At 72.3% G+C, this 23,495-nt stretch carries 24 protein-coding genes; 10 read left to right on the top strand and 14 right to left on the bottom strand.

Annotated features, from left to right (window positions below):
• The first annotated feature begins 49 nt into the window (after positions 1 to 49).
• The 7 genes from BA175_RS00170 (at position 50) to BA175_RS00145 (ending at position 5,671) form a co-directional block, all read left to right on the top strand.
• Positions 50 to 718 carry an amino acid ABC transporter permease gene (locus tag BA175_RS00170; RefSeq protein WP_069170253.1) on the top strand — a complete coding sequence of 223 codons (669 nt, stop codon included), beginning with the start codon at positions 50 to 52 and terminating at the stop codon, positions 716 to 718.
• Complete coding sequence (locus BA175_RS00165) at positions 715 to 1,629, top strand: amino acid ABC transporter permease (RefSeq protein ID WP_069169113.1); 915 nt, start codon at positions 715 to 717, stop codon at positions 1,627 to 1,629. The genes BA175_RS00170 and BA175_RS00165 overlap by 4 nt, the downstream gene beginning before the upstream one ends.
• 187 nt (positions 1,630 to 1,816) lie before the next feature.
• Positions 1,817 to 3,451 (top strand): FAD-dependent monooxygenase, encoded by a 1,635-nt coding sequence (locus BA175_RS00160; RefSeq protein WP_069169112.1) that lies wholly within the window; start codon positions 1,817 to 1,819, stop codon positions 3,449 to 3,451.
• A gap of 32 nt (positions 3,452 to 3,483) precedes the next feature.
• Entirely contained in the window at positions 3,484 to 3,570 is an 87-nt protein-coding gene (locus BA175_RS32165) for a putative leader peptide (RefSeq protein ID WP_360027292.1), read from the top strand.
• 106 nt (positions 3,571 to 3,676) lie between these two features.
• The gene (locus tag BA175_RS00155; RefSeq protein WP_079159401.1) at positions 3,677 to 4,279 is read left to right on the top strand and encodes a cysteine dioxygenase; all 603 of its coding nucleotides are present in this window, start codon (positions 3,677 to 3,679) and stop codon (positions 4,277 to 4,279) included.
• Between the two features lie 161 nt (positions 4,280 to 4,440).
• Positions 4,441 to 4,866 (top strand): rhodanese-like domain-containing protein, encoded by a 426-nt coding sequence (locus BA175_RS00150; RefSeq protein ID WP_107407516.1) that lies wholly within the window; start codon positions 4,441 to 4,443, stop codon positions 4,864 to 4,866.
• A 103-nt stretch (positions 4,867 to 4,969) separates the two neighbouring features.
• The gene (locus BA175_RS00145; protein ID WP_069169111.1) at positions 4,970 to 5,671 is read left to right on the top strand and encodes a DUF6197 family protein; all 702 of its coding nucleotides are present in this window, start codon (positions 4,970 to 4,972) and stop codon (positions 5,669 to 5,671) included.
• A gap of 481 nt (positions 5,672 to 6,152) precedes the next feature.
• Here the strand turns inward: BA175_RS00145 and recX are convergent, their stop codons facing one another.
• The 4 genes from recX to BA175_RS00125 form a co-directional block, all read right to left on the bottom strand.
• Positions 6,153 to 6,845 carry a recombination regulator RecX gene (recX, locus tag BA175_RS00140; protein WP_069169110.1) on the bottom strand — a complete coding sequence of 231 codons (693 nt, stop codon included), beginning with the start codon at positions 6,843 to 6,845 and terminating at the stop codon, positions 6,153 to 6,155.
• 3 nt (positions 6,846 to 6,848) lie between these two features.
• Complete coding sequence (gene recA, locus BA175_RS00135; protein WP_069169109.1) at positions 6,849 to 7,982, bottom strand: recombinase RecA; 1,134 nt, start codon at positions 7,980 to 7,982, stop codon at positions 6,849 to 6,851.
• 373 nt (positions 7,983 to 8,355) lie between these two features.
• Positions 8,356 to 9,504, bottom strand: a complete 1,149-nt coding sequence (locus tag BA175_RS00130) for an AI-2E family transporter (protein WP_069169108.1) — start codon at positions 9,502 to 9,504, stop codon at positions 8,356 to 8,358.
• Positions 9,505 to 9,630: 126 nt separating this feature from the next.
• Positions 9,631 to 9,825 carry a DUF3046 domain-containing protein gene (locus BA175_RS00125; protein WP_069169107.1) on the bottom strand — a complete coding sequence of 65 codons (195 nt, stop codon included), beginning with the start codon at positions 9,823 to 9,825 and terminating at the stop codon, positions 9,631 to 9,633.
• An 80-nt stretch (positions 9,826 to 9,905) separates the two neighbouring features.
• Between BA175_RS00125 and BA175_RS00120 the strand changes: the two genes are divergently transcribed.
• Positions 9,906 to 10,820: a hypothetical protein gene (locus BA175_RS00120; protein ID WP_069169106.1), complete on the top strand. Its 915-nt coding sequence runs from the start codon at positions 9,906 to 9,908 to the stop codon at positions 10,818 to 10,820.
• Between the two features lie 18 nt (positions 10,821 to 10,838).
• Here BA175_RS00120 and BA175_RS00115 read toward each other — a convergent pair whose 3' ends face one another.
• From BA175_RS00115 to BA175_RS00105, 3 genes are read right to left on the bottom strand one after another with little or no spacing between them, the layout of a single operon-like run.
• Entirely contained in the window at positions 10,839 to 11,144 is a 306-nt protein-coding gene (locus BA175_RS00115) for an AzlD domain-containing protein (protein WP_069169105.1), read from the bottom strand.
• Positions 11,141 to 11,929, bottom strand: coding sequence for an AzlC family ABC transporter permease (locus tag BA175_RS00110; RefSeq protein WP_069169104.1), 789 nt, complete (start codon positions 11,927 to 11,929; stop codon positions 11,141 to 11,143). Before BA175_RS00110 ends, BA175_RS00115 begins: the two co-directional genes overlap by 4 nt.
• 10 nt (positions 11,930 to 11,939) lie before the next feature.
• Positions 11,940 to 12,803 carry a helix-turn-helix transcriptional regulator gene (locus BA175_RS00105; protein ID WP_069169103.1) on the bottom strand — a complete coding sequence of 288 codons (864 nt, stop codon included), beginning with the start codon at positions 12,801 to 12,803 and terminating at the stop codon, positions 11,940 to 11,942.
• 102 nt (positions 12,804 to 12,905) lie between these two features.
• Between BA175_RS00105 and BA175_RS00100 the strand changes: the two genes are divergently transcribed.
• Both BA175_RS00100 and BA175_RS00095 read left to right on the top strand, forming a co-directional pair.
• Positions 12,906 to 17,615, top strand: coding sequence for an Lhr family helicase (locus BA175_RS00100; RefSeq protein ID WP_069169102.1), 4,710 nt, complete (start codon positions 12,906 to 12,908; stop codon positions 17,613 to 17,615).
• Positions 17,616 to 17,714: 99 nt separating this feature from the next.
• Positions 17,715 to 18,524, top strand: coding sequence for an Fpg/Nei family DNA glycosylase (locus tag BA175_RS00095; RefSeq protein WP_069169101.1), 810 nt, complete (start codon positions 17,715 to 17,717; stop codon positions 18,522 to 18,524).
• A gap of 75 nt (positions 18,525 to 18,599) precedes the next feature.
• Here BA175_RS00095 and BA175_RS00090 read toward each other — a convergent pair whose 3' ends face one another.
• The 7 genes from BA175_RS00090 to rimO form a co-directional block, all read right to left on the bottom strand.
• A complete protein-coding gene (locus BA175_RS00090; protein WP_069169100.1) occupies positions 18,600 to 18,878 on the bottom strand; it encodes a hypothetical protein in 279 nt (92 codons plus the stop codon).
• A 272-nt stretch (positions 18,879 to 19,150) separates the two neighbouring features.
• Positions 19,151 to 19,345: a CsbD family protein gene (locus BA175_RS00085; RefSeq protein WP_069169099.1), complete on the bottom strand. Its 195-nt coding sequence runs from the start codon at positions 19,343 to 19,345 to the stop codon at positions 19,151 to 19,153.
• 97 nt (positions 19,346 to 19,442) lie between these two features.
• Positions 19,443 to 19,913, bottom strand: a complete 471-nt coding sequence (locus BA175_RS00080; protein ID WP_069169098.1) for a Dps family protein — start codon at positions 19,911 to 19,913, stop codon at positions 19,443 to 19,445.
• 215 nt (positions 19,914 to 20,128) lie between these two features.
• The gene (locus BA175_RS00075) at positions 20,129 to 20,512 is read right to left on the bottom strand and encodes a helix-turn-helix domain-containing protein (protein WP_069169097.1); all 384 of its coding nucleotides are present in this window, start codon (positions 20,510 to 20,512) and stop codon (positions 20,129 to 20,131) included.
• Positions 20,513 to 20,621: 109 nt separating this feature from the next.
• Positions 20,622 to 21,131 (bottom strand): CinA family protein, encoded by a 510-nt coding sequence (locus BA175_RS00070; RefSeq protein WP_069169096.1) that lies wholly within the window; start codon positions 21,129 to 21,131, stop codon positions 20,622 to 20,624.
• A complete protein-coding gene (pgsA, locus tag BA175_RS00065) occupies positions 21,128 to 21,910 on the bottom strand; it encodes a CDP-diacylglycerol--glycerol-3-phosphate 3-phosphatidyltransferase (protein ID WP_069169095.1) in 783 nt (260 codons plus the stop codon). The genes BA175_RS00070 and pgsA overlap by 4 nt, the downstream gene beginning before the upstream one ends.
• Entirely contained in the window at positions 21,907 to 23,385 is a 1,479-nt protein-coding gene (gene rimO, locus BA175_RS00060; protein ID WP_069169094.1) for a 30S ribosomal protein S12 methylthiotransferase RimO, read from the bottom strand. The genes pgsA and rimO overlap by 4 nt, the downstream gene beginning before the upstream one ends.
• Positions 23,386 to 23,495 lie beyond the last annotated feature (110 nt).

The following is a 23,495-nucleotide window of genomic DNA, read 5'->3' as shown; positions in this document are numbered from 1 at the left end:
GCCGAGGCGGCGCACCGAGCCCTCCCCACACGTGGAAGCACGGGAGATCGTGTTCGACTTTCTTGAAGGTTACGACCTACTGGGGGCCTTCTGGGTAACGGTGAAACTCACCGTCTACTCCGCCCTCGGATCCCTTATATGGGGAACACTGCTGGCCGGTATGCGGGTCGGCCCGGTCCCCCTGATGCGCGGTTTCGGTACCGCCTATGTGAATATTGTCAGAAATATCCCGCTGACGGTCATCATCGTCTTCGCGTCACTGGGCCTCTTCCAGACCTTGCAGGTCACCCTGGGAGGCGGGGACGACTTCGAGGTCATCAACTTCCGCCTCGCGGTTCTCGCCCTGTCGCTGTACACCGCCGCCTTCGTCTGCGAGGCCCTGCGCTCGGGCATCAACACGGTGCCCACGGGCCAGGCAGAGGCGGCACGGGCACTCGGACTGAGCTTCACCCAGGTCCTCCGGCTGATCATCCTCCCCCAGGCCTTCCGCTCGGTCGTGAACCCCCTGGCCAACGTGCTCATCGCGCTGACCAAGAACACCACCGTCGCCGCGGCGATCGGCGTGGTCGAAGCGGCCTACCTGATGAAGGACATGATCGAAGCAGAGGCACAACTCATCCTCATCTCCGCCATCTTCGCGTTCGGATTCATCTGCCTCACCCTTCCGACCGGGCTCCTCCTCGGCTGGGTGAGCAAGAAGGTGGCGGTGAAGCGATGACGACGTCCGTCCTCTTCGACGCGCAGGGACCCCGCGCCAAGCAGCGCAACATCCTGTACACGGTGGTCTTCGTGGCGGCTATCGCCGCCCTGGGATGGTGGGTCTACACCAGCCTCGACGAGAAGCACCAGCTCGACTGGGTGAAGTGGGAGCCGTTCTTCACGAGCGTCCAGCCGTGGGAGACCTACCTCTGGCCCGGACTGCAGAACACGCTCAAGGCCGCGTTCTTCGCCCTCCTGATCGCCCTGCCGCTCGGCGCGCTGTTCGGCATCGGCCGGCTCTCCGACCACCGGTGGGTCCGGATGCCGTCCGGCGTCGTCGTGGAGTTCTTCCGCGCCATCCCGGTCCTGATCCTCATGATCACGGCGAACGCCGCGTACTCGGAGTTCACCGACATCGCCAGCGACGTGCGTCCGATGTACGCCGTCGTCACGGGTCTGGTGCTGTACAACGCCTCGGTCCTCGCCGAGATCGTCCGCGCCGGGATCCTGTCGCTCCCCCGGGGCCAGACCGACGCCGCCAAGGCGATCGGTATGCGCAAGGGCCAGACCATGCGGTACGTGCTGCTGCCGCAGTCGGTGACGGCCATGCTGCCGGCGATCGTCAGCCAGATCGTGGTCATCGTGAAGGACACCGCCCTCGGCGGCGCGGTCCTCACCTTCCCCGAGCTGCTCGCGTCGGTCCGCCCGATGAGCGCGAACTACGGCGCCAACACCATCGCGTGCTTCACCGTCATCGCGGTGATCTTCATCGCGGTGAACTTCACCATCACCACGTTCGCCGGCTGGCTCGAAGGCAGGCTGCGGCGCGGGAAGAAGAGCACGGGCGCGGTGGTAGGCGGCGGACCCGACGGCGGTGTCGAGACCATCGACACCCCGAAGCTCGTCGCCGAGGACGGGCACAAGGTCTGACTGACCACGGCACGGAACTCACGGGGGGCGCCGGCGCATCTGCCGCGCCCCCCGCCACGGTTGACTGTCACTTGACGCAAGCACCGGCAATAGGTTGCATACGTTCTGTGATCGCGCCCCGAACGTCCACCGCCGCAATCCCCTCCCACCCTTCCCCGTCGACCGTCAGCGCCGAAGGGAACACACCGTGGACCCGGTGATCGTCGTGGGTGCCGGGCCGGTCGGTCTGGCGCTCGCGCTGGGGCTGGCCGCCCAGGGCGTTCCCTCGGTCGTGCTCGACGAAGGCCCGGGGAAGGACGAGCCCCGCCCCGCCCGCACCGTGGTCCTGCGTGAGGACACCGCCGACCTCGTGGGACGGCTGGGATGCGCCGACCTCCACGAGGCGGGACTGCGCTGGACCGGCTGGCGGTCCGTACGGCGCAAGCAACTGGTGCGGGCCGTTCCGCTGGGCGAGGAGGAGGGCGCCGTTCCGCTGCCCGCCCCCGTCCACCTGGCCCAGCACGCCCTCACCGGGGGCCTGCGGCAGGCGGTCGCCCGGCACTCCCTCGTACGGATGGTGCCGTTCAGCCGGATCGACACCCTGGAGCAGGACGCCGACGGGGTCACGGTGCACACCAGGGGGCCCGGCTCGACCTGGTGGCGCGGGAGTTACGTGGTGGGCTGCGACGGTGCCCGGTCCACCGTGCGCAAGCTCCTCGACATCCGCTTCCCCGGCCGTACGGCGGTGGAGCGGCACGCCGTAGCCGCGCTGCGGGTCGAACTCCCCTGGCCCGGCGAGGCGTTGCTGCACCGGGCACCGCCCTGGCGCACGGGCGGCGCGGAGGTCACCGCACGCCCGCTGCCCGACGGTGTCTGGCGGCTGGACTGGCTCCTTCCTCCCCGAGGCGAACTCGTCACCCCCGACGCCCTGATCACCCGGGTCCGCGACACGCTCGCGGGCTGGTGCGGTGACACCCCGCCCTACGAACTGCTGGACACCGGCGTGTACACCCTGCACCACCGGCTGGCCCGGCGGTGGCGGGTGAAGCGGGCCTTCCTCGCCGGGGACGCGGCCCACCTGCTGGGCGCGCTCGGCACCCAGGGCCTGGACGAAGGACTGCGGGACGCGGAGAACCTGGCCTGGAAACTGGCCCAGGCCTGGCACCAAGGCGCCTCGGAGCTGCTGCTCGACAGCTACCAGGCGGAGCGCCGCGCGGCGGTCGCCTCCCGGCTGCGGGCCGCCGACCAGTCGCTGCCGATACTGCGCGGCGGCGCGGGTCTGCGGACGCTCGTACCCGGCAGCGCCCGCGGGCACGACACCTTGCTGGCCGACGGGCACCTGGGGTGCGGCCCGCTGGGTGCGCCCCCTTCGTACACGTACTCCCCCCTTTCACCTCAGCGCGCCGGTGCACACACCCCCGTGAGTACGCCCCCTGGTGCGCCGGTCACCGATGTCCGGGTGACGGCGCCCGACGGGAACACGGCACGGCTGCGCGAACGGCTGGGCCGGGGACACATGCTCGTGGTCCTCGTCGCTCCGGGCACCGGGGTCTGGGACCGGCGGCACTGGCTGACCGCCGGCGTCATGCCCAGGCTGGCCGAGGCGGTGGACGGGCTGCCGGTGAAGGCCGAACTGCTGCTGACAGAAAGCTACCCGGGAGCGACGGCCCACACCGTGCTGCTGGTCCGGCCGGACGGACACCTGGTGGCGGCCTTCAGCGGCGTCCGGCCGGCTGAGCTCCGGGCGGCGGCGGACGCGGCGCGCGGAGGAGCCGCCGGAACGACGGAGGACGACGAGGCGCACAGCGCGGGCAGTTCCGACCGGACCGCGGACGTCAATTGACCGCCGCAGGCGCGCATGGTGTACTCCGGACCATGACCGGCACCGATGTGCGCCTGTGGCGGAGGGTCCATATGGACCTCGTCCGCTATGCGGGCTGCGTGTGTCGTCCGTCCTGCTGACTCGCCTCCCCCGCACGCCGTGCCGTTCTCCGCGTCCTGGCGTGCCCTCCAGCGAACTCCCAGGACGGTATCCGTGTCCGCGCCCCTTCCCTCCCTTCGCACACCCCTGCCCGGTGACGGTGCTCCCGCCGGCTTCCCCGGCGTCGCCGCTGCTGCCGGTGTTCCCGCTGCCCCCGGTCCGACGGCTGCCGCCCCCGGTCCGGCCGCCGCTGTCCCCGGCCCGACCGCCGCGGAGCTGCTCGACTTCGTCCGCAGGACCGCGGACGACACCGCTCTCGTCGCCTCGCTCCCCCTCGACCCCGACGGCCGCACCTGGCTCCGGCTCGAAGGACCCGGCGGCAGCGAGGCGTGGCTGATCGGCTGGCCGCCCGGTACGGGCACCGGTTGGCACGACCACGCCGAGTCGGTCGGCGCCTTCACCGTCGCCTCGGGCACGCTGCGGGAGCATTCCCTGGCGGCCAGCATCCCCACCGAGGGCTGGCGGACGCTCGAACTCACCGAGGGCATCGACCGGACCCGGCTGCTCGCCACCGGGCAGGGCAGGGCGTTCGGCCGGCACCACGTGCACGAGGTGCTGAACGAGTCGGGTCGGCAACACGCCGTTTCCGTGCACGCCTACTACCCGCCCCTGCCACGGATCCGTCGGTACAGTCGCACGGGCGAGGTGCTCCGCCTGGAGCAGACCGAGGGCCCGGAGGACTGGCAGTGAGCGGTGCGGACGGGAACCGTACGGTGCGGCCGGTGCACACCGCCGGAACGGCCACGGACGACGTCGGCATCGGCACGGTGCGCACCGGCGTGGCAGACACCGGCACGGTGCGCACCGGGGTGGCAGAGACCGGCGTGGAGGACATCGAGGGCGTGGACCGGGTGGACAGCAAGCAGACGAGCGTGGAGCGAGTGGGCATCGACGAGCTACTGGAACAGGTCCGGGCGGAATACGAGCGGATCGGCCCCCGGGAGACCGCCGCCGCGGCGGCCGAGGGCGCCCTGCTGGTCGACATCCGGTACGCCGCTCTGCGGGAGAGGGACGGCCTGATCCCGGGTGCCCTGGTCGTGGAACGGAACGAGCTGGAATGGCGCCTCGATCCACTGGGCAGCCACCGCGCCCCGGAGGCGGTCAGTCACGACCTGCCGGTCGTACTGATCTGCAACGAGGGGTACGCCTCGTCTCTCGCCGTCGCGTCCCTGCGGCAGCTCGGCCTTCGCCGGGCCACGGACCTGATCGGCGGTTTCCAGGCCTGGCGCGCGGCCGGCCTGCCGGTCGACCTGCGGGTGACCGGCAGCACCGAATAAGGGCCTGACACACCCGAACGCCGCTCCCCGGTGGAGCTATCGCCTCGCGCGACGGACATTCGCCTCATCACTGAGGACCGGAATGTACGGAGATGTCGCGCCGATGGAAACCGTTCGCCCCACCCCCGACCAGGTCGACGTCCAGGCCTCCCGGCTCCACGACTCGCAGGTGTGGCAGCAGATCGTCACGGGCTGGGACCGTACCGCTCCCGAGGCCACGCCCCCGGCACCCGCACCGGTGCCCGTTCCAGTGCGGGCGCCGGTGCCGACGGCGCCCGCACCCGTCGTACCCGCTCCCGACGAGGAGGCGGCGTCGGATCCGCGGGACCCGGGCGACTGGCGGGGCCTGCTGTCGGTGCCCGTCGACCGGCTCATCGACGAATCGCTACGGGCACTGCCCGCCCGGCCACCCCGCGAACGGCCGCTCCCCGGGCGCCTGGGTGCCATGCTGCCCGAACACCTCCACGCATGGCGGCGGATCGGTCAGCCCGATGTGCTTCCCTCCACCCATCTCGGCTACGCGCGGCAGATCCTGACCGAGTGGGGGTGGCAGAACACTCCCTACCGCCTGCGCAACGTCCGTGGTGCGCGCTGTCTCTGCGGGGCGATGCTGACCGCGCACAGGCTGGGGTACGGCTCCCTCGAGACCGTGGACCGGGCCGGCGCGTGGCTGATCACCGAACTGCGTGCGCAGGGCTGGACGGATCTCATCGGCCCCTGGAACAGGCAGCCCGGACGCACCGCGGCGGACGCCCTGTCCCTGATCGACGCCACGATCCGACGGGCGTCCCTGGCCGGGCATTGACCCCGCACCACCAACCGGGGCCGCGCAACCAGCGCCACGCAACCGTGGGGCGCCGAAGCGCCCACGTCCCCGGACGCAGCCCCTCCTGCAGGCGGCTGGGTGCGGCGGCCCCGGTGTATCTCCGCCGGAATCGGCGGCCCCGGTGCCATCCCCGCCGGGACTCGGCAGCCCCCGCTACCCTCCCGTGCCGGCGCCCCCGCAACCAGGCCCCCGTGCACGCCCCCCGGGTGCCATCCCAGCGGGAACTGGGGATCCCTCGCTACCCGTCCGTGCCGGCGCCCCCGCAGCCAGGCCCCCGTGCACGCCCCCCGGTGCCATCCCAGCGGGAACTGGCAGCCCCCACTACCCCCCGTGCCGGCGCCCCCGCAGCCGGGCCCCGCGCCACCGGAGCCGGGCCCTGTCCGGTACTGAGCCGATGCCAAGCCGCGTTTCAGGGCGACGGCCCCCTCCGCCCCCGCCTTGCTACGCGCTCGTCCCCCGCTCAGAACGGCTCGTCCAGCCCCTCCGTGTCCTCCCCCTCCGCTTCGAGCGCCTGCCGCACCACGCGCAGGGCCATGCCCTCGCCGTAGCCCTTGCGTGCGAGCATGCCGGCGAGCCTGCGCAGGCGCTTGTCGCGGTCCAGGCCCCGCGTGGAGCGGAGCTTGCGCGCGACGAGCTCTCTCGCGGTGACCTCCTCCTGCTCCGGGTCGAGCTGTCCGACCGCCTCGTCGATCACCGCGGAGTCCACGCCCTTGGTGCGCAGCTCCCGGACGAGAGCGCGGCGGGCCAGCCCCCTGCCGTGATGCCGGGACTCGACCCAGGCGTCCGCGAACGCCGCGTCGTCGATGAGCCCGACGTCCTCGAACCGCGAGAGCACCTCGTCCGCCGCCTCGTCGGGGATCTCCCGCTTGCGCAGAGCATCGGCGAGCTGCTTCCGGGTGCGAGGCGTCCCGGTCAGCAGTCTCAGGCAGATGGCGCGCGCCTGCTCCACCGGGTCTCGCGGTTCCCCCTCCCCGGCCCTCGACGAGGAGGGGGAACCGCTGCTTCTGGAACGGGAGCGGGAACCACGGCCCGCCCCCTCGCCGGGCCCGGTCCCCGGCACGGGCCACGGGAGACCTTCGGCGGACTCTGCGGCGCTCTCGGGACCGGGGCCCCCACCCGTCTCGGCACCCGGCCACTCCGTACGACGCGTCACGGCCTAGCTCTTGGCCGCCGCGGCCTTGGTGGGCTTCGCCTTGGTGGCCGAAGCGGGCACCGGCTTCGCCGCCCCGTCGGCCGCCGCCGCACCGGACGCGACCGCCGCGTCCGCGGTGGTCTCCGCAGCCGGGTCCTCCGGACGGACACCGACCCCGAGCTTCTCCAGGATCTTCTTCTCGATCTCGTTGGCGAGGTCGGGATTGTCCTTGAGGAAGTTGCGGGCGTTCTCCTTGCCCTGGCCGAGCTGATCGCCCTCGTACGTGTACCAGGCGCCGGCCTTGCGGACGAAGCCGTGCTCCACACCCATGTCGATCAGGCCGCCCTCGCGGCTGATGCCCTGGCCGTAGAGGATGTCGAACTCGGCCTGCTTGAACGGCGGCGCGACCTTGTTCTTGACGACCTTGACGCGGGTGCGGTTGCCGACGGCGTCGGTACCGTCCTTGAGCGTCTCGATCCGCCGGATGTCCAGCCGCACCGAGGCGTAGAACTTCAGCGCCCGGCCACCCGTGGTGGTCTCCGGCGAGCCGAACATCACGCCGATCTTCTCGCGGAGCTGGTTGATGAAGATCGCGGTGGTCTTGGACTGGTTGAGCGCACTGGTGATCTTGCGGAGCGCCTGGCTCATCAGACGGGCCTGCAGACCCACGTGCGAGTCACCCATCTCGCCCTCGATCTCCGCACGGGGCACCAGGGCCGCGACGGAGTCGATGACGATGAGGTCCAGCGCACCGGAGCGGACCAGCATGTCCACGATCTCCAGCGCCTGCTCGCCGTTGTCCGGCTGCGAGAGGATCAGGCTGTCGATGTCGACGCCGAGCTTCTTCGCGTACTCCGGGTCGAGGGCGTGCTCCGCGTCGATGAACGCCACCGAGCCGCCGAGCCGCTGCGCGTTCGCCACGGCGTGCAGCGTCAGCGTCGTCTTACCGGAGGACTCCGGTCCGTACACCTCCACCACGCGGCCGCGCGGCAGGCCGCCGACGCCGAGCGCGACGTCGAGGGCGGTCGATCCGGTGGGGATCACCTCGATCGGCTCGTTCGGCCGCTCGCCGAGGCGCATCACCGCACCCTTGCCGAACTGCCGTTCAATCTGTGCGAGCGCGGCGTCCAGCGCCTTCTCGCGGTCGTTTCCTGCCATGGGTTCCACCCGATTTGCTTGAGTCGATCGCTTCACATCACAGACGCTAACCCCTGCCACTGACAACGGGCCTCGACGTCCTGCCGACCTGTGGACAACTCCACGGCCGGGCCCGGGAAACCCCGGCCGGACACCCATATGAATGGATGTTCGATTTTAGTGTCAAGCGCACCGCTCCGACCCGCCGACGCCGGATGCCCCTACGCCACGGACCGGCAGATCATGGCCGATCAAGACCGGAATGCGACGAAGAGGTAGCTCCTGGCTGCGTCGGGGCCGCTTCACTTCCCGCTCGTTCCCCCCGCTCCACGGCTGTCGCAGCAGTCACGGCGTTGATTCCAGCGGCGCCGCGGGGCGGCAGCGGACTCACCGTTCATCCCGGTCCGCCCGCGCGATCGCCTCGCCCGTCGTCCCCGCGCCCGGCCGCCCGGCGGAGCCGCGACAGCACCGGCTCACCACGACGCGGGCGGTGGCCGCCGTGCATCCGCGGATCGTCCGTCACGGCGTAGCGCCTCACGTACGCGCCGAGGAACGCCTGCAGCGTGGCGACGGCCGGAATGGCGATCAGCGCGCCTACGGCGCCCAGCAGCGCGGTCCCCGCCACCACCGAGCCGAAGGCCACCGCGGGGTGGATGTCGACCGTCTTCGACGTGAGTTTCGGCTGCAGCACGTAGTTCTCGAACTGCTGGTAGACGACGACGAAGCCGAGGACCCACACCGCGTACCAGGGGTTGACCGTGAAGGCGATCAGCATCGGCAGCGCACCGGCCAGATACGTGCCGATCGTGGGGATGAACTGCGAGACCAGGCCGACCCAGACCGCGAGTGCCGGCGCGTAGGGCACACCGAGGAACACCAGCAGGATGTAGTGCGCCATCCCGGAGAACAGCGCCATCAGTCCGCGCGAGTATATGTAGCCGCCGGTCTTGTCGACCGCGAGCTCCCAGGCGCGCAGGACCTCGGCCTGGCGGGCGGGGGGCAGCACCGAGCACAGCGCGCGCCGCAGCCGGGGGCCGTCCGCCGCGAAGTAGAACGAGAACAGGAAGATCGTAAGCAGCCGGAACAGCCCACCGAGCACCGTGGTGGAGACGTCGAGGACCCCGGTCGCACTGTTCTGGACATACCTCTGGAGCCAGTCGGAGTGCAGCACGCTGTCCTGCACCTGGACCCGGGAGAGTTCCGTGTGGAAGGTCTGGTTGACCCACTTGATCACGGAGTCGAGGTACTGGGGGAAGTCGTCGACCATGTTGACGATCTGTCCCGCGAGCATCGAGCCGAGCAGGACGACGAACCCCACTCCTACGATCAGCACACCGAGGAAGACCAGGAAGGTCGCGAGTCCCCGGCGCATGCCCCGGGCCGCCATGCGGCTGACCGCCGGCTCGATCGCCAGGGCCAGGAAGAAGGCGATGAGGATGTTGATCAGCAGCCCGATGAGCTGGTCGAACGCCCAGCTGCCGAGCCGGAAGCATCCGTAGAGGGCCAGCGCCAGGACCATCGCGCGGGGCAGCCAGCCGGGCATGCGGACCGGAGCGCTGCCTGACGGCCTACTCGGTGGCGCGGCCGGTGGGACGGGCGGAGGGAGGGGAGGCTGGATCTGGGCGGTCTCGTCTGTCGGTGCCACGGGTCAAGTCTCGCTCACCGGAGCTCAGCGCTTGTCCGCGGGAATCCCGACCGCCGAGCAGACCGCGCGCCAGACGTCCTTGGCCTCCCAGCCCGCGGCCAGCGCCTCGTGCACCGTACGGCCGCCGAGCTCGGCCATCACATGGTCGCGCGCGAAGGAATCCGCGTACGCCTCGCCGAAGTGGTCGGCCATCCGCTCCCAGAAAATCGTCAACCGCATGACCCGAGTATCCCGCTCCTGAGAGTGCAGCCGCACCGGGAAAAGGGTGCCGGCGGTGGGGTGGCCTCTACGGTCGGTCCATGGCTGGAACCGGAGAAGACCCTCTCGCCCGCGCCGAACAGTTCGTCTGGCTCACCGCACGCGTCCTGGAGCAGCGGCGGTTCGCCCACCTCTTCCTGGGCGGAGGCGCGGACGCCGTCGAGACCGCGCTCGCCGCCTACCTCAACGAGGACGGCGGCTACGGGCACGCGCTCGAACCCGATCTGCGCGGCCCTGTGAGCCAGCCGCTGCACACCGCCCACGCACTGAGCGTCCTCGACTCGATCGGCCGCTGCCGCGGTCTGCGGGTCGAGCGGATCTGCCGCTACCTGACCGACGTGTCGACCAGGGAGGGTGCGCTGCCCGCCCTTCTTCCCACCCAGCGCGGCTACCCCGTCGCGCCGTTCGTCCCCGTCGTCGACGACCCGCCCGCCGAACTGCTGGCCACGGGCCCGGTCGTCGGCCTGCTGCACCGCAACGAGGTGTGGCACGCCTGGCTCTTCCGGGCGACCGACTTCTGCTGGGCCGCCGTGGACGCGCTGGAGCAGTCGCACCCGTACGAGATCGAGGCGGCCGTCGCCTTCCTGGACGGCGTCCCCGACCGGGCGCGCGCCGAGGCCGCCGCCGAGCGGCTGGGCCACCTGGTGCGTGAGCAGCGCCTGGCCGTCCTGGATCCGCTGCGGCGCCCGGAGTACCCGGTGGCGCCCGGCTACGCACCGGGGGAACACCACTTCCCGTACGACTACGCCCGCACGCCCGGGTCGCTCGCGCGCCGGTGGTTCGGCGACGGCGAGATGGAGAGTGCCCTGGAGCACCTGGCCGCCGGGCAGGAGGAGGACGGGGGCTGGCCCGTCACCTGGCGGCAGTGGGCTCCCGGGACGGCCCTGGAAGGGCGCCCCCTTGTGACGCTCAAGGCGCTGCAGACCCTGCGGGCGTACGGGCACGGCATCGGCTGAGTCCGCGGGCCGCGTGCCCTACGCCAGGGCGCGTACGGCCGCGGTGACCGCGACGGCGGCACCGACCACGACGAGGAAGGGGGCCCGCAGGACGAGTGCGAGGGCCGCAGCCGCGAGCCCGGCCGCCCGTGCGTCCAGCCCGACCTGCTGTCCGTCGCCGAACGTCTGCTGGGCGGTGAGGGCCGCGAGCAGCGCGACGGGCAGGAGCGCGGCCAGGCGCTGCACGAGCGGCCGCTCCAGCAGACCGGCGGGCACCAGCAGGCCCAGGAGTTTGGCGAGGTAGCAGCCGGCCGCGGTGAGGGCGATGGCGATCCAGACGTTCACCGACTCTCCCGGGTGTTCTCCGGGCCGCCGGCGGTCGCGTCGGGGCCGCGCCTGCGCCGTCCCCCCAGGAAGAGGACGAGGGGGGCGGCGGAGGCGGACAGGAGGACGGGCACACCCGCCGGCAGCACGGGCAGCAGCCCGAGGGCGAGGAGGACGGCCAGTGCGGCCGTGACGCGTTCCGTGGTGGTCTTCAGCATCGGTGCGAGAAGGGCGAGGAAGACGGCCGGGCTCGCCGCGTCGAGACCCCAGGCATCGGTGTCGCCGAGTGCCTCGGCGCCCAGCGCGCCTCCCAGGGTGGTGAGGTTCCACAGGACGTAGAGCGTGAGCCCGGTGACCGTGAAGCCGATGCGTGCGGCGCGCCGGGTGGGCTGGGCGAGCGTCACCGCGGTCGTCTCGTCGATCACCCACTGGGCGGCGAGGGGCCGTAGCGCGCGCGGCAGGGAGAGGAGCTGGGACAGGCGCAGCCCGTAGAAGGCGTTGCGAACGCCCAGGAAGAAGGCCCCGGCGGCCGCGGTGTAGGGGTTGCCACCGGCGGCGAGCGCGCCGACCAGGGCGAACTGCGAGGCGCCGGTGAAGACGAGCAGGCTCAGCGCACAGGTCTGCGGGAGGGTGAGCCCGGCCCCCGCGGCGGTGACGCCGAAGGCGAATCCGGACAGGCCCACGGCCACCCCCACGCCGAGTGCGTCCCTGACGACGGCCGCGTCCGGTTTCGCCTCGGCCGTACACGGGATGCCGGCCACGGAGCCGGGGGCTCCGGCGCTCTGAGGTGTTGTTCGTTCTGCCACATACGGAACGTTACGAGGAAAGATCCCGACCGGTCTTGTACGTTCTTGCGCGCTCGCGCCGGTACGCGCCCGGGGGCACCCCCACGATGCGGGTGAAGTGACGGTTGAGGTGCGGCTGGTCGGTGAAGCCGACGGCCGTGGCGGCCTCGGCGGGCGCGGTCCCCGCCTCGAGCATGCGGCGCGCGCGGCGCACCCGGGCGTCCGTGAGCCAGGTGTGCGGGGGCATGCCGTACCGCTTCCTGAAGGCCCGCAGCAGAGCGAACGGGCTGGTGCCCAGTTCCGCCGCGAGGCTCTCCAGGGTAGGTGGCCGCTGCATCCGTTCTTCGAGCACGGCGCGCGCGAGGGCCGCCTCGGAGGCTCCCGCCGCAAGGGGCGTACGCGGGGGCAGCGCCCGGCCGTGGCGGTCGAGGAGCCGGGCGACGGCGGTGCGCAGCAGGGTGCCGGCCGCCAGGGCGTCGCCTTCCTCGGCGGCCCGGTGGACCTCGATGATCAGCCGGGCCGCCTGGGGGTCGGCCACGCTCGTCTCGGTGAAGGCGACGGAGCCGCGCAGGCTGGTGAGCTCGGCGGCGATGTCGTTGATCACCTGCGCGGAGGGGTAGAGCGTGGCGTAGACCCAGCCCTCGGGCGCTCCCGCCCGGGCGGTGTGCGGCACCTCGGGGTTGATCATGACGACGCTGCCGGGGCCGGCGTGCACGGTGGCGTGGGGCAGGCCGACCGTCTCGATCCCGCGGGTGACCGCGGCCAGGACGTAGCCCTCGTGGCTGTGGCGGGGGAAGGTGTGGCGTACGTACCGGGCGCGGAGCAGATCCAGCTCGGGCAGTTCGGCGTGCTGCCAGTGCCTCGCCCATTCCCGTGCCGTGCCCGCTGCCGCCATATGCGCATTCTCGCAGGTCCGGGTGGGGGTGCGCCGTCCGGGCGGGCAGGTGGCAGGTCCGTTCACCGGCCCTTGTCGGTGCCGGGGTGCACGATGGGTGGCATGGCCGGTTCCGCGCTCGACTCGTTCTCGCCCGCTACCCGTGGATGGTTCACGGGCGCCTTCGACGCGCCCACGGCGGCCCAGGAGGGCGCCTGGCGGGCCATCGGCGAGGGCTCGGACGTGCTGGTCGTCGCGCCCACGGGATCGGGCAAGACGCTCGCCGCGTTCCTCGCCTCCCTGGACCGGCTGGCAGCCGTACCGCCTCCGGCCGAGGCGAAGAAGCGCTGCCGTGTGCTGTACGTGTCTCCGCTGAAGGCGCTCGCGGTCGACGTGGAGCGCAACCTGCGCTCCCCTCTGACCGGCATCCGGCAGGAGTCGGTGCGCCTCGGTCTCCCCGAGCCGGAGGTGCGGGTGGGGATCCGTTCGGGCGACACCCCTCCGGCCGAGCGCCGTTCGATGGCGACCAGGCCCCCGGACATCCTGATCACCACTCCCGAGTCGCTGTTCCTGATGCTCACCTCCTCGGCGCGGGACGCCCTCGCGGGGGTCGAGACGGTGATCCTCGACGAGGTGCACGCCGTGGCGGGCACCAAGCGCGGCGCGCACCTGGCCGTGTCGCTGGAGCGGCTGGACGAGCTGCTTCCCCGGCCCGCCCGCCGTATCGGCCTGTCGGCGACGGTCCGGCCGGTCGACGAGGTGGCACGCTTCCTGTCGCCGCAGCGGAAGGTGGAGATCGTCCAGCCCCCCTCCGCGAAGGAGTTCGACCTGTCCGTCGTCGTCCCGGTGGAGGACCTCGGGGAGCTCGGCGGTTCCCCCGCCGCCGACAGCGGGGCGGACCAGGGGGACAAGCCGTCGATCTGGCCTCATGTCGAGGAGCGGATCGCCGATCTCGTCCAGGCGCACCGCTCCACGATCGTCTTCGCCAACTCCCGGCGCCTGGCGGAGCGCCTGTGCAACCGGCTCAACGAGATCGCCTACGAGCGGGCGACCGGCACGACGTCCGACGACGGGGCGCCCGCCGGGACCCTGCCCGAGGCGCACTCCCCCGCCGAGGTCATGGCGCAGTCCGGAGCGGCCAAGGGGGCGCCCGCCGTGCTGGCCCGGGCCCACCACGGCTCGGTGTCCAAGGAGCAGCGCTCCCAGGTCGAGGAGGATCTCAAGGCGGGCCGGCTGCCCGCCGTGGTCGCGACGTCCAGTCTGGAGCTGGGCATCGACATGGGCGCGGTCGACCTGGTGATCCAGGTAGAGTCCCCGCCCTCCGTCGCCTCGGGGCTCCAGCGGGTGGGCCGCGCGGGGCACCAGGTCGGTGCGGTGTCCACCGGGGTCGTGTTCCCGAAGTACCGAGGCGACCTGGTACAGGCCGCCGTCGTCACCGAACGGATGCGTGAGGGCGCCATCGAGGCGCTGCGGATCCCGTCCAACCCCCTGGACGTGCTCGCCCAGCAGATCGTCGCCATGGTCGCACTCGACAGCTGGCAGGCCGACGACCTGCTGGCACTCGCCCGCCGGGGGGCCCCGTTCGCCTCGCTGCCCGAGTCGGCGTTCACCGCAGTGCTCGACATGCTCGCCGGACGCTATCCGTCGGACGCCTTCGCGGAGCTGCGCCCGCGGGTGGTGTGGGACCGCGTGGCGGGCACGGTCACGGGCCGTCCCGGCGCCCAGCGGCTCGCCGTCACCTCGGGCGGCACCATTCCCGACCGCGGGCTGTTCGGTGTCTTCCTGGCCGGGGCCGACCCGAAGAAGGGGGGCGGCCGCGTCGGCGAGCTGGACGAGGAGATGGTCTACGAGTCCCGGGTCGGCGATGTCTTCACCCTGGGCACCACGTCCTGGCGTATCGAGGACATCACCCGGGACCGGGTCCTGGTCTCGCCCGCCCCCGGGGTGCCGGGCCGGCTGCCGTTCTGGAAGGGTGACCAGCTGGGCCGTCCGCTGGAGCTGGGGCGGGCGCTGGGCGCGTTCCTGCGGGAGATCGGCGGACTGTCCGCGGAGGACGCCCGGCTCCGGCTGCTCGCGGCCGGACTCGACGACTGGGCGGCCGGCAACGTCCTCTCCTACCTGGACGAGCAACGCCGGGCCTGCGGTCATGTCCCGGACGACCGGACCGTTCTCGTCGAGAGGTTCCGGGACGAACTGGGCGACTGGCGGGTCGTGGTGCACTCACCGTTCGGTGCCCAGGTGCACGCGCCGTGGGCACTGGCGCTGTCGGCGCGGCTGGCCGAGCGGTACGGCATGGACGCCCAGGTCATGCACGCGGACGACGGCATCGTGCTGCGGCTGCCCGACGCCGACCTGATGGGCCTGGACCTCTTCGACTTCGACCCGGCCGGAACGGACCCCGAAAGCGGGGCGGGCCGGGCGCCCGGCGGCGGACAGGAGCGGGGCCTTCCAGGAGCCGGGTTCGACAGCGAGCAGCCGCCCGTCGCCGCCGCCGACGTGGTCTTCGACAAGGGGGAGATCAGCCAGGTCGTCACCGACCAGGTGGGCGGCTCAGCCCTGTTCGCCTCCCGGTTCCGCGAATGCGCGGCTCGCGCCCTGCTGTTGCCGCGACGCAGCCCCGGTAAGCGCACCCCCCTGTGGCAGCAGCGCCAGCGCGCGTCCCAACTGCTGCAGGTGGCATCCGAGTTCGGCTCGTTCCCGATCGTCCTGGAAGCGGTACGCGAGTGCCTCCAGGACGTCTTCGACGTCCCCGGCCTCACCGAACTGATGGGCGATCTGGAGGCCCGCCGCGTCCGCCTGGTGGAGGTGACCACTCCCGAACCCTCCCCCTTCGCACGCTCCCTCCTCTTCGGCTACGTCGCCCAGTTCCTGTACGAGGGCGACTCCCCGCTCGCCGAGCGCCGGGCCGCCGCGCTCTCGCTCGACTCCCACCTGCTGGCCGAACTGCTCGGCCAGGCGGAGCTGCGCGAGCTGCTCGACGCCGACGTCCTCGGCGAACTCGAGCGCGAGCTGCAGTGGCTGACCGACGACAGGAAGATCAAGGACGTCGAAGGCGTCGCCGACCTGCTGCGGGTCCTCGGCCCCCTCACGGACTCCGAACTGGCCGAGCGCGGCGCCGAGCCGCACTGGGCCCCTGAGCTGGCGACCGCCCGGCGCGCCATACAGGTCCGCATCGGCGGGTCCCCCCACTGGGCGGCGATCGAGGACGCGGGCCGCCTGCGGGACGCGCTCGGTACGGCGCTGCCGGTAGGTGTGCCCGAGGCGTTCACCGAACCGGTGAAGGATCCGCTCGGCGACCTCCTCGCCCGCCACGCCCGGACGCACGGCCCGTTCACCACCACGCAGGCGGCGGGCCGCTTCGGCCTGGGCGCCGCCGTCACCGAGGGCGCGCTGCAGCGCCTCGCGGCCTCGGGACGCGTGGTCCAGGGGGAGTTCCACCCGGCGGGCATCGGCCAGGAGTGGTGCGACGCCACGGTCCTGCGCCGTCTGCGCCGCCGCTCGCTGGCCGCACTACGCCAGGAGCTGGAACCGGTTCCGCCCGCCGCCCTGGCCGGCTTCCTCCCCCAGTGGCAGCACCTCGGTGACAGCAGCCTGCGCGGGATCGACGGACTGGCCCGCGCTGTCGAACAGTTGCAGGGAGCGCCGGTTCCCGCGTCGGCGCTGGAGAAGCTGATCCTGCCGAGCCGTGTCGCGGGGTACACCCCCGCGCTGCTGGACGAGCTGACGACCACCGGAGAGGTCGTCTGGGCGGGATCGGGCGCCCTCCCGGGGAAGGACGGCTGGCTCTCCCTCTACCTCGCCGACAGCGCCCCGCTCCTCCTGCCGCCGCCCCGCCCGCTGGAGCAGACATCGCTGCACGAGTCGGTCCTCACAGCCCTTTCCGGCGGGTACGGCCTCTTCTTCCGTCAGATCACCGATCAGGTCCGCGCCACCACCCACCCCGACTGCACCGACCCCCACCTGGCCGAAGCCCTCTGGGACCTGGTCTGGTCCGGCCGTCTCACCAACGACACCCTGGCCCCCCTGCGCTCGCTGCTCGGTTCGGGGCGCACGGCCGGCTCCACCGCCCACCGCGCCCGGCGCAGCGTCCCGCGCGGCCGCTACGGTTCGCTCACCGCCGCCGCCCGCCCCGGGTCCCGAACCGGCCCTCCGACGGTCTCGGGGCGCTGGTCGCTGCTGCCCCCGGCCGAGCCGGAGCCGACCCACCGCGCCCACGCCCTGGCCCGGACACTCCTGGACCGCCACGGTGTGGTGACACGCGGCGCGGTGCAGGCCGAGGGCGTGGAGGGCGGGTTCTCCGCCATCTACCGCGTCCTCGCCGCCTTCGAGGACAGCGGGCAGGCCCGCCGCGGATACGTCGTCGAAGGCCTGGGAGCGGCCCAGTTCGCGATGGAGGGCGCCGTGGACCGGCTCAGGGCCGTGTCCACGGCCCGCGACCGCGCGGAGCCCGGTGCGGCTCCCCGCGCCCAGGTCCTCGCCGCGGCCGACCCGGCCAACGCCTACGGCGCGGCTCTTCCCTGGCCCGAGTCACCGGACGGGGCCGGGCACAAGCCGGGCCGCAAGGCGGGGGCCCTGGTGGTCCTCGTCGACGGCGAGCTGACGCTGTACATGGAACGCGGCGGCAAGACCCTGCTCGCGTGGCCCACGGACCCGGCAGACCCCGCACTTCGGGCAGCCGCCGAAGCACTCGCGTCGGCGGCCCGTGCGGGGGCGCTCGGCACCGTCACGGTGGAGCGCACCAACGGGGCGTCCTCCCTCACCTCCCCCCTGGGGCGCACGCTGGAGGAGGCCGGATTCCTCGCCACCCCGCGAGGGCTGCGCCTGCGCGCGTGAGGCGGGCGGGCGCGTGAGACAGCAGGTGCGTGAGGCCGGCAGGAGGCCGGCGCCCTGCCGCCGGCGCCGCCGCGGCCCCGGGCCGCGCATCATGGAGGCATGCCCGAAGGTGACACCGTCCTGCAGACCGCCAAGCGTCTCGACGCCGCGCTCACCGGCCACGTCCTGACCCGGTCGGATCTGCGCGTCCCCCGCTTCGCCACGGCCGACCTGTCCGGCCGCACGGTCCTGGACGTCACCGCGCGCGGCAAACACCTGCTCACGCGCGTCGAGGACGGACTCACCCTGCACAGCCATCTGCGGATGGACGGTGCCTGGCGCGTCTTTGCTCCGGGCGAGCGCTGGCGCGGCGGCCCGGGCCACCAGATCCGTGCGATCCTCGCCACCGCCGAGCGTACGGCCGTCGGCTACCGGCTGCCCGTACTCGAACTGCTGCGCACCCGGGACGAGGGGCAGGTCGTCGGGCACCTGGGCCCCGATCTGCTCGGCCCGGACTGGGACCCGGAGGCCGCGCTGCGCAACCTCCTCGCGCAGCCAGCGCGCCCCCTCGGGGAGGCGCTCCTGGACCAGCGCAACCTGGCCGGCATCGGCAACGTGTACAAGTGCGAGCTCTGCTTCCTGGCCCGCGTCACACCCTGGCTGCCGGTGGGCGACCTCCCCGTGCCCCTCGCCGAGCACCTCGTGGCCACGGCCAAGCACCTGCTGGAGGCCAATCGCGACCGCCCCAGGCGGACCACGACCGGTGGTCCCACCGCCGCACAGCCCCACCCGCGGGCCCGGGAGCCCCTCTTCGTCTACGGCAGGGCGGGCCGTCCCTGTCTGCGCTGCCGCACCCCCGTCCGCAAGGCGGACCAGGACTCCCGCCCCACCTACTGGTGCCCACGCTGCCAGTCCGGTCCTCCAGGCTGAGCCTGGCTGCCCGCCCGCAGACCGGGCCCCGCCCGGCCGCCCGTACACCGGGGAGATCTCCGCGGAGACGAGTCCTCAGGGAACGGGCCTGTCGCGCCCCGCTCCACCGTCCGTGTCCTCCGGCCCCCCGTCACCGGCCGCCGGCTCCCGCCGGGACCCACCGGCGCTCTCCCCCGACGCACGCGGGGGCCGGACGGCCCCCGCCACATGAACAGGCAGCAGGCTCAGCCCCCACCCGCCCGCTGCCACCGCACCCTCGACCAGACCCGTCCGCTCCGGCTCCAGCACTATGCGCAGCACGGCCCACCACCACACGCCGCCGAGGACAACCGCCGGCACCCATCGCCGCACCATGGCTGCCTCCTCCGGCCGACGCTAGTACGGCTCGATTGCCTGAGGGGAGGGCGCACCGGTGCACGACCGGCGTGCGCGGCGCGCAAGAGACGACGGCGCGCGCTCTCCTCGGGCCGTGTAGCGGGAGAGGTGCGTCACGGCCCTCTCCGGCAGTTTCCCCCGGGACCGGGCACCCTGCATCCCGCTCGCACACACGTGTGCCCCCGCCGGACAGATCGGCGGGGGCACACGCGGAGCCCCCCGGGCCGCGACGGCCGGGCAGGGCCGGTGGTTCAGCGGCGGTCGTCGTCGGACAGGGAGTCCTTCATGCCCTTGGCGCGCTCGCCTGCCTCGTCCAGGGCACCGCCGGCCTTGGCTTTCGCCTGGTCGGTCTTGCCCTCGGCCTCCTTGCGGCGGTCGCCCGTGAGCTTGCCCGTCGCCTCCTTGGCCTTGCCCTTCATCTTGTCCATGGCCTTGTCGTCACTCATGTCGCACTCCTCGGTCGTCGGCGGGCTCGATGGTCGGTACTCGGTGCGGGTGCCGCGCGGCCTGTACGCACCACGCAGCTCCTGCGGCGAGCCCCTGTCAGGCACTCTCCGCCTGGAACATCCAGGCGTGCTTCTCGAGATCGGCCGTCAGCGTGATCAGGATGTCCTGGCTGACGGGATCGGGATCGGCGGTCGCGTCGATCCGCTCCCGCATCCGGTCGATCACCACACGCAGGGCGTCCACCAGGACCTTTACGGCTTCCACGTCCTTGATCCAGCCGTCGGGCACGATGTCGATGGCCGTGGTCTGCGCAAGTGTCCTGGACCGCCCGTCCGGGTTGACACCGACCGCCGAGGCCCTCTCCGCGACCGTGTCCGAATGCTGCCGCGCCGTGTCCACGACCTCGTCGAGCTGGAGATGGACGGACCGGAAGCGCGGCCCCACGACGTTCCAGTGGACCTGCTTCGCCACCAGCGAGAGGTCGATCAGGTCGACGAGGGCACCCTGCAGCGCGTCTCCGACGACCTTGCGATCGTCCTCGGTCAGCGGGCTCTTCACGACAGACATGCACTTCTCCGATCAGGTAGCTGTTCGGCATACCACTCGTCCACGATGGCATATATGACACAAAAGAGTCATTCGGGCGGCCATCCCGGTACGGGACGGCCCCCGGCCTCGCTGCTCGCCTGCCCGGCGACCCGCGTCCCACACCCGGAAACCCGAAAGCCCCGGCCCTCCCACAAAGGGAGGACCGGGGCTCCGTTCACCACGGACCACGCAGGTCAGGCGGCGACGACGTCCACCGCTTCCGCGGGCGCCTTGATGGTCACCCGCCCCGTCGGCACACCTGCGACCGACGACACGGAGACGGAATTGAGCATGGGGCGTACCGGCACAGGTACCGGGTCACTGGCTGCTGCCGACTCGGCCAGCTCCGCCAGCGACAGCTCATCGCTCACTTCACGCATGAGCTCGGACATCCGTACGTCAAGCGCGTCGCAAATGGCGGAGAGCAGTTCGGAGGATGCCTCCTTCTGCCCCCGCTCCACCTCGGAGAGATAGCCGAGCGAGACTCGGGCGGACGAGGAGACTTCGCGCAGAGTACGGCCTTGGCGCTGGCGTTGCCGACGCAGCACGTCACCAAGCAGGCGACGGAGCAGAATCATCGGTGGCTCCCTCCTCGGACCGCGTAGCCGCATCCTTCACGCCCCACCGTACCGCCTCGCGCTGCGGCCGTGCGGGGAGCGATGTCGTGTTCACTCAGGGCTGCAAACATCAAGTCCCCCCGTTCTGTTCCGTATCCTGTGCCCTCGCATTTTCGCCGAGTTCGCCGGAGAGCAGGTCGAGCACGCTCCGTACACTCTCTTTACGGATGTCCGCCCGCCCGCCGTTCAACCTCAGCTCGGCGACTTTCTGTACGCCACCGGGTCCCGACACGGCCACGTAGACCGTTCCCACGGGCTTGCCGTCCTGGGGTGCGGGACCGGCTACACCCGTGGTCGACACCCCCCAGTCCGCGCCCAGCGCCTGCCGCACACCCGCGGCCATCGCACCGGCGACATCGGGATCGACCGCGCCGCGCTCGGCGAGCAGCGTCCCGTCGACGCCCAGCAACCGCTCCTTCAGGGCGGTCGCGTACGCCGTCACGGACCCGCGGAAGGACTCCGAGGCACCCGGCACCGAGGTCAGCTCCGCGGCCACCAGGCCGCCGGTCAGGGACTCGGCCACGGCGAGCGTCTCACCGCGTTCCCGGAGCAGCCGCAGCACCCGCGGTGCGGACGTCACCGCTCGGCCTCCGCGGCGTCCCGGCCTCCCGCGACGCCGTCGGCCCGGCGGTCGCCCGCCTCACGCCGCCCGCCGTCCGTGCCGGGACCGCCCACCTCAGCCGCCGCCGTGACCGCTTCCAGAACGGCGGCACGGGCGGCGGCGAGACCCTTACGGCGCAGCACCACGGCCTGGCGCACGTAGTCGAGCCCCGTCACCACCGTCAGCACGACGGCGGCCATCATCACCCAGAAGCGCAAGGTGGCCAGCGGTCCCGTCAGCGCCAGGACGTACATCCCCACCGCCGTGCCCTGCGCCAGGGTCTTCAGCTTCCCGCCCCGGCTGGCCGGGATCACCGCGTGCCGGATGACCCAGAACCGCATCAGCGTGATGCCCAGCTCGCGGAAGAGGATCACGCCGGTGATCCACCAGGGAAGGTCGCCCAGGCAGGACAGGGAGATGAGCGCGGCACCCATGATCGCCTTGTCGGCGATCGGGTCGGCGATCTTCCCGAAGTCCGTGACCAGGTCGTAGGTGCGGGCCAGATGCCCGTCGAAGAGATCGGTGATCATCGCGACGGCGAAGGCCGCCCAGGCGAACGAGCGCCAGACCGGGTCGTAGCCCCCGTCGTGCAGGAGCAGCATGACGAACCCGGGAACGAGCAGCAGCCGCACCATGGTGAGGATGTTGGCGATGTTCCACAGGCCGGCCTGGTTGACGGCCGCCGCACCCAGCTTGCCGCCGCGGGGCGCCGGCGTCGCGCCGGAACCGCCTGCCGCGGATGCCGGGGCTCCCGTCATCTGGCCGCCTCCGCAAGCTCGTGGTGTTCGGCCACGAGGTCCACTCCCTCGGTGCCCACTGCCTTAGCCTCGACCATAAGGCCCGGCACGAGCCCTTCGCGTGTGGTGAAGACGACCTGGCCGTCCGTTTCCGGCGCCTGGTGCGCCGCACGGCCCACCGCCACCGGGCCGTCCTCCTCGGACTCCACGGACTCGACGAGGACCTGCAGGGTCTCGCCGACGCGCTCCTCGGCGCGCTGGGAGGTGAGTTCCTCGGCCAGCTGCGAGATGTGGGCCAGACGCTCGGCGATGACGTCGGCGTCCAGCTTGTTCTCGTAACCGACGGCCTCGGTGCCCTCCTCGTCGGAGTACCCGAAGATCCCGATGGCGTCCAGGCGGGCTCCCGTGAGGAACCGCTCCAGCTCGGCGAGGTCGGCCTCGGTCTCCCCCGGGAAGCCCACGATGAAGTTCGACCGGGCGCCGGCCTGCGGTGCCTTGCCCCGGATCGTGTCCAGGAGCTCCAGGAAACGGTCGGTGTCGCCGAACCGGCGCATCGCGCGCAGCACCCCGGGAGCGGAGTGCTGGAAGGACAGGTCGAAGTAAGGGGCGACCTTCGGCGTCGAGGTGAGGACGTCGATCAGACCGGGTCGCATCTCCGCGGGCTGCAGGTAGCTGACGCGGATCCGCTCGATCCCTTCGACGTCGGCGAGCTCGGGCAGCAGGGTCTCCAGAAGCCTGATGTCACCGAGGTCCTTGCCGTAGGACGTGTTGTTCTCGGAGACCAGCATGACTTCCTTGACCCCCTGCTCGGCGAGCCAGCGGGTCTCCGCCAGCACGTCGGAGGGGCGCCGGGAGATGAACGAACCGCGGAAGGACGGGATGGCGCAGAAGGAGCAGCGGCGGTCACAGCCGGAGGCGAGTTTCACCGAGGCGACCGGGCTGGTGCCCAGCCTGCGGCGCAGCGGGGCCCGGGGGCCGGAGACCGGCGCGACGCCTTCGGGCAGGTCCGCGGGGGCCGACGTGGACTCCTGGGCGTGGCCGGGCAGCGCGACGGCGGCGTCCTGCCGCTCGGCCGGGCTGATCGGGAGGAGCTTGCGCCGGTCCCGGGGGGTGTGGGAGGCGTGGATGCCTCCGTTGAGGATGGTCTGCAGACGGTCGGAGATGTCGGCGTAGTCGTCGAACCCGAGCACCCCGTCCGCTTCGGGGAGGGCTTCGGCGAGGTCCTTGCCGTAGCGCTCGGCCATGCAGCCGACGGCCACGACGGCCTGGGTTCTGCCGTGGTCCTTGAGATCGTTGGCTTCGAGCAGGGCGTCGACGGAGTCCTTCTTGGCGGCCTCGACGAATCCACAGGTGTTGACGACGGCGACATCCGCGTCGGTGGCGTTCTCGACGAGCTCCCAGCCGTCCGCTGCCAAGCGGCCTGCGAGCTCCTCCGAGTCCACCTCGTTACGGGCGCAGCCAAGAGTGACAAGGGCGACGGTACGGCGTTCGGGCATGGGCTCAAGACTACTTCGTCCCGGCACCCGCCCTGCCGAGCAGGGTTCCCCGCTACCCCGTGTGACCGAACGGCCGACGGCTGCCGGGCGGAAACGGGACGGTGGCCGCC

The sequence above is a fragment of the Streptomyces griseus genome, assembly GCF_001715295.1.
Classification (GTDB): Bacteria; Actinomycetota; Actinomycetes; order Streptomycetales; family Streptomycetaceae; genus Streptomyces; species Streptomyces griseus_G.
This window is presented reverse-complemented; position numbering and strand designations above follow the sequence as displayed.

Excerpts from the sequence above, each read along its gene's own strand:
- BA175_RS00165 (WP_069169113.1), top strand. The coding sequence starts at position 715 with ATGACGACGTCCGTCCTCTTCGACGCGCAGGGACCCCGCGCCAAGCAG.
- BA175_RS32165 (WP_360027292.1), top strand. The coding sequence starts at position 3,484 with ATGACCGGCACCGATGTGCGCCTGTGGCGGAGGGTCCATATGGACCTC.
- BA175_RS00145 (WP_069169111.1), top strand. The coding sequence starts at position 4,970 with ATGGAAACCGTTCGCCCCACCCCCGACCAGGTCGACGTCCAGGCCTCC.
- recA (WP_069169109.1), bottom strand. The coding sequence starts at position 7,982 with ATGGCAGGAAACGACCGCGAGAAGGCGCTGGACGCCGCGCTCGCACAG.
- BA175_RS00130 (WP_069169108.1), bottom strand. The coding sequence starts at position 9,504 with ATGCCCGGCTGGCTGCCCCGCGCGATGGTCCTGGCGCTGGCCCTCTAC.
- BA175_RS00125 (WP_069169107.1), bottom strand. The coding sequence starts at position 9,825 with ATGCGGTTGACGATTTTCTGGGAGCGGATGGCCGACCACTTCGGCGAG.
- BA175_RS00120 (WP_069169106.1), top strand. The coding sequence starts at position 9,906 with ATGGCTGGAACCGGAGAAGACCCTCTCGCCCGCGCCGAACAGTTCGTC.
- BA175_RS00105 (WP_069169103.1), bottom strand. The coding sequence starts at position 12,803 with ATGGCGGCAGCGGGCACGGCACGGGAATGGGCGAGGCACTGGCAGCAC.
- BA175_RS00100 (WP_069169102.1), top strand. The coding sequence starts at position 12,906 with ATGGCCGGTTCCGCGCTCGACTCGTTCTCGCCCGCTACCCGTGGATGG.
- BA175_RS00095 (WP_069169101.1), top strand. The coding sequence starts at position 17,715 with ATGCCCGAAGGTGACACCGTCCTGCAGACCGCCAAGCGTCTCGACGCC.
- BA175_RS00090 (WP_069169100.1), bottom strand. The coding sequence starts at position 18,878 with ATGGTGCGGCGATGGGTGCCGGCGGTTGTCCTCGGCGGCGTGTGGTGG.
- BA175_RS00085 (WP_069169099.1), bottom strand. The coding sequence starts at position 19,345 with ATGAGTGACGACAAGGCCATGGACAAGATGAAGGGCAAGGCCAAGGAG.
- BA175_RS00080 (WP_069169098.1), bottom strand. The coding sequence starts at position 19,913 with ATGTCTGTCGTGAAGAGCCCGCTGACCGAGGACGATCGCAAGGTCGTC.
- BA175_RS00075 (WP_069169097.1), bottom strand. The coding sequence starts at position 20,512 with ATGATTCTGCTCCGTCGCCTGCTTGGTGACGTGCTGCGTCGGCAACGC.
- pgsA (WP_069169095.1), bottom strand. The coding sequence starts at position 21,910 with ATGACGGGAGCCCCGGCATCCGCGGCAGGCGGTTCCGGCGCGACGCCG.
- rimO (WP_069169094.1), bottom strand. The coding sequence starts at position 23,385 with ATGCCCGAACGCCGTACCGTCGCCCTTGTCACTCTTGGCTGCGCCCGT.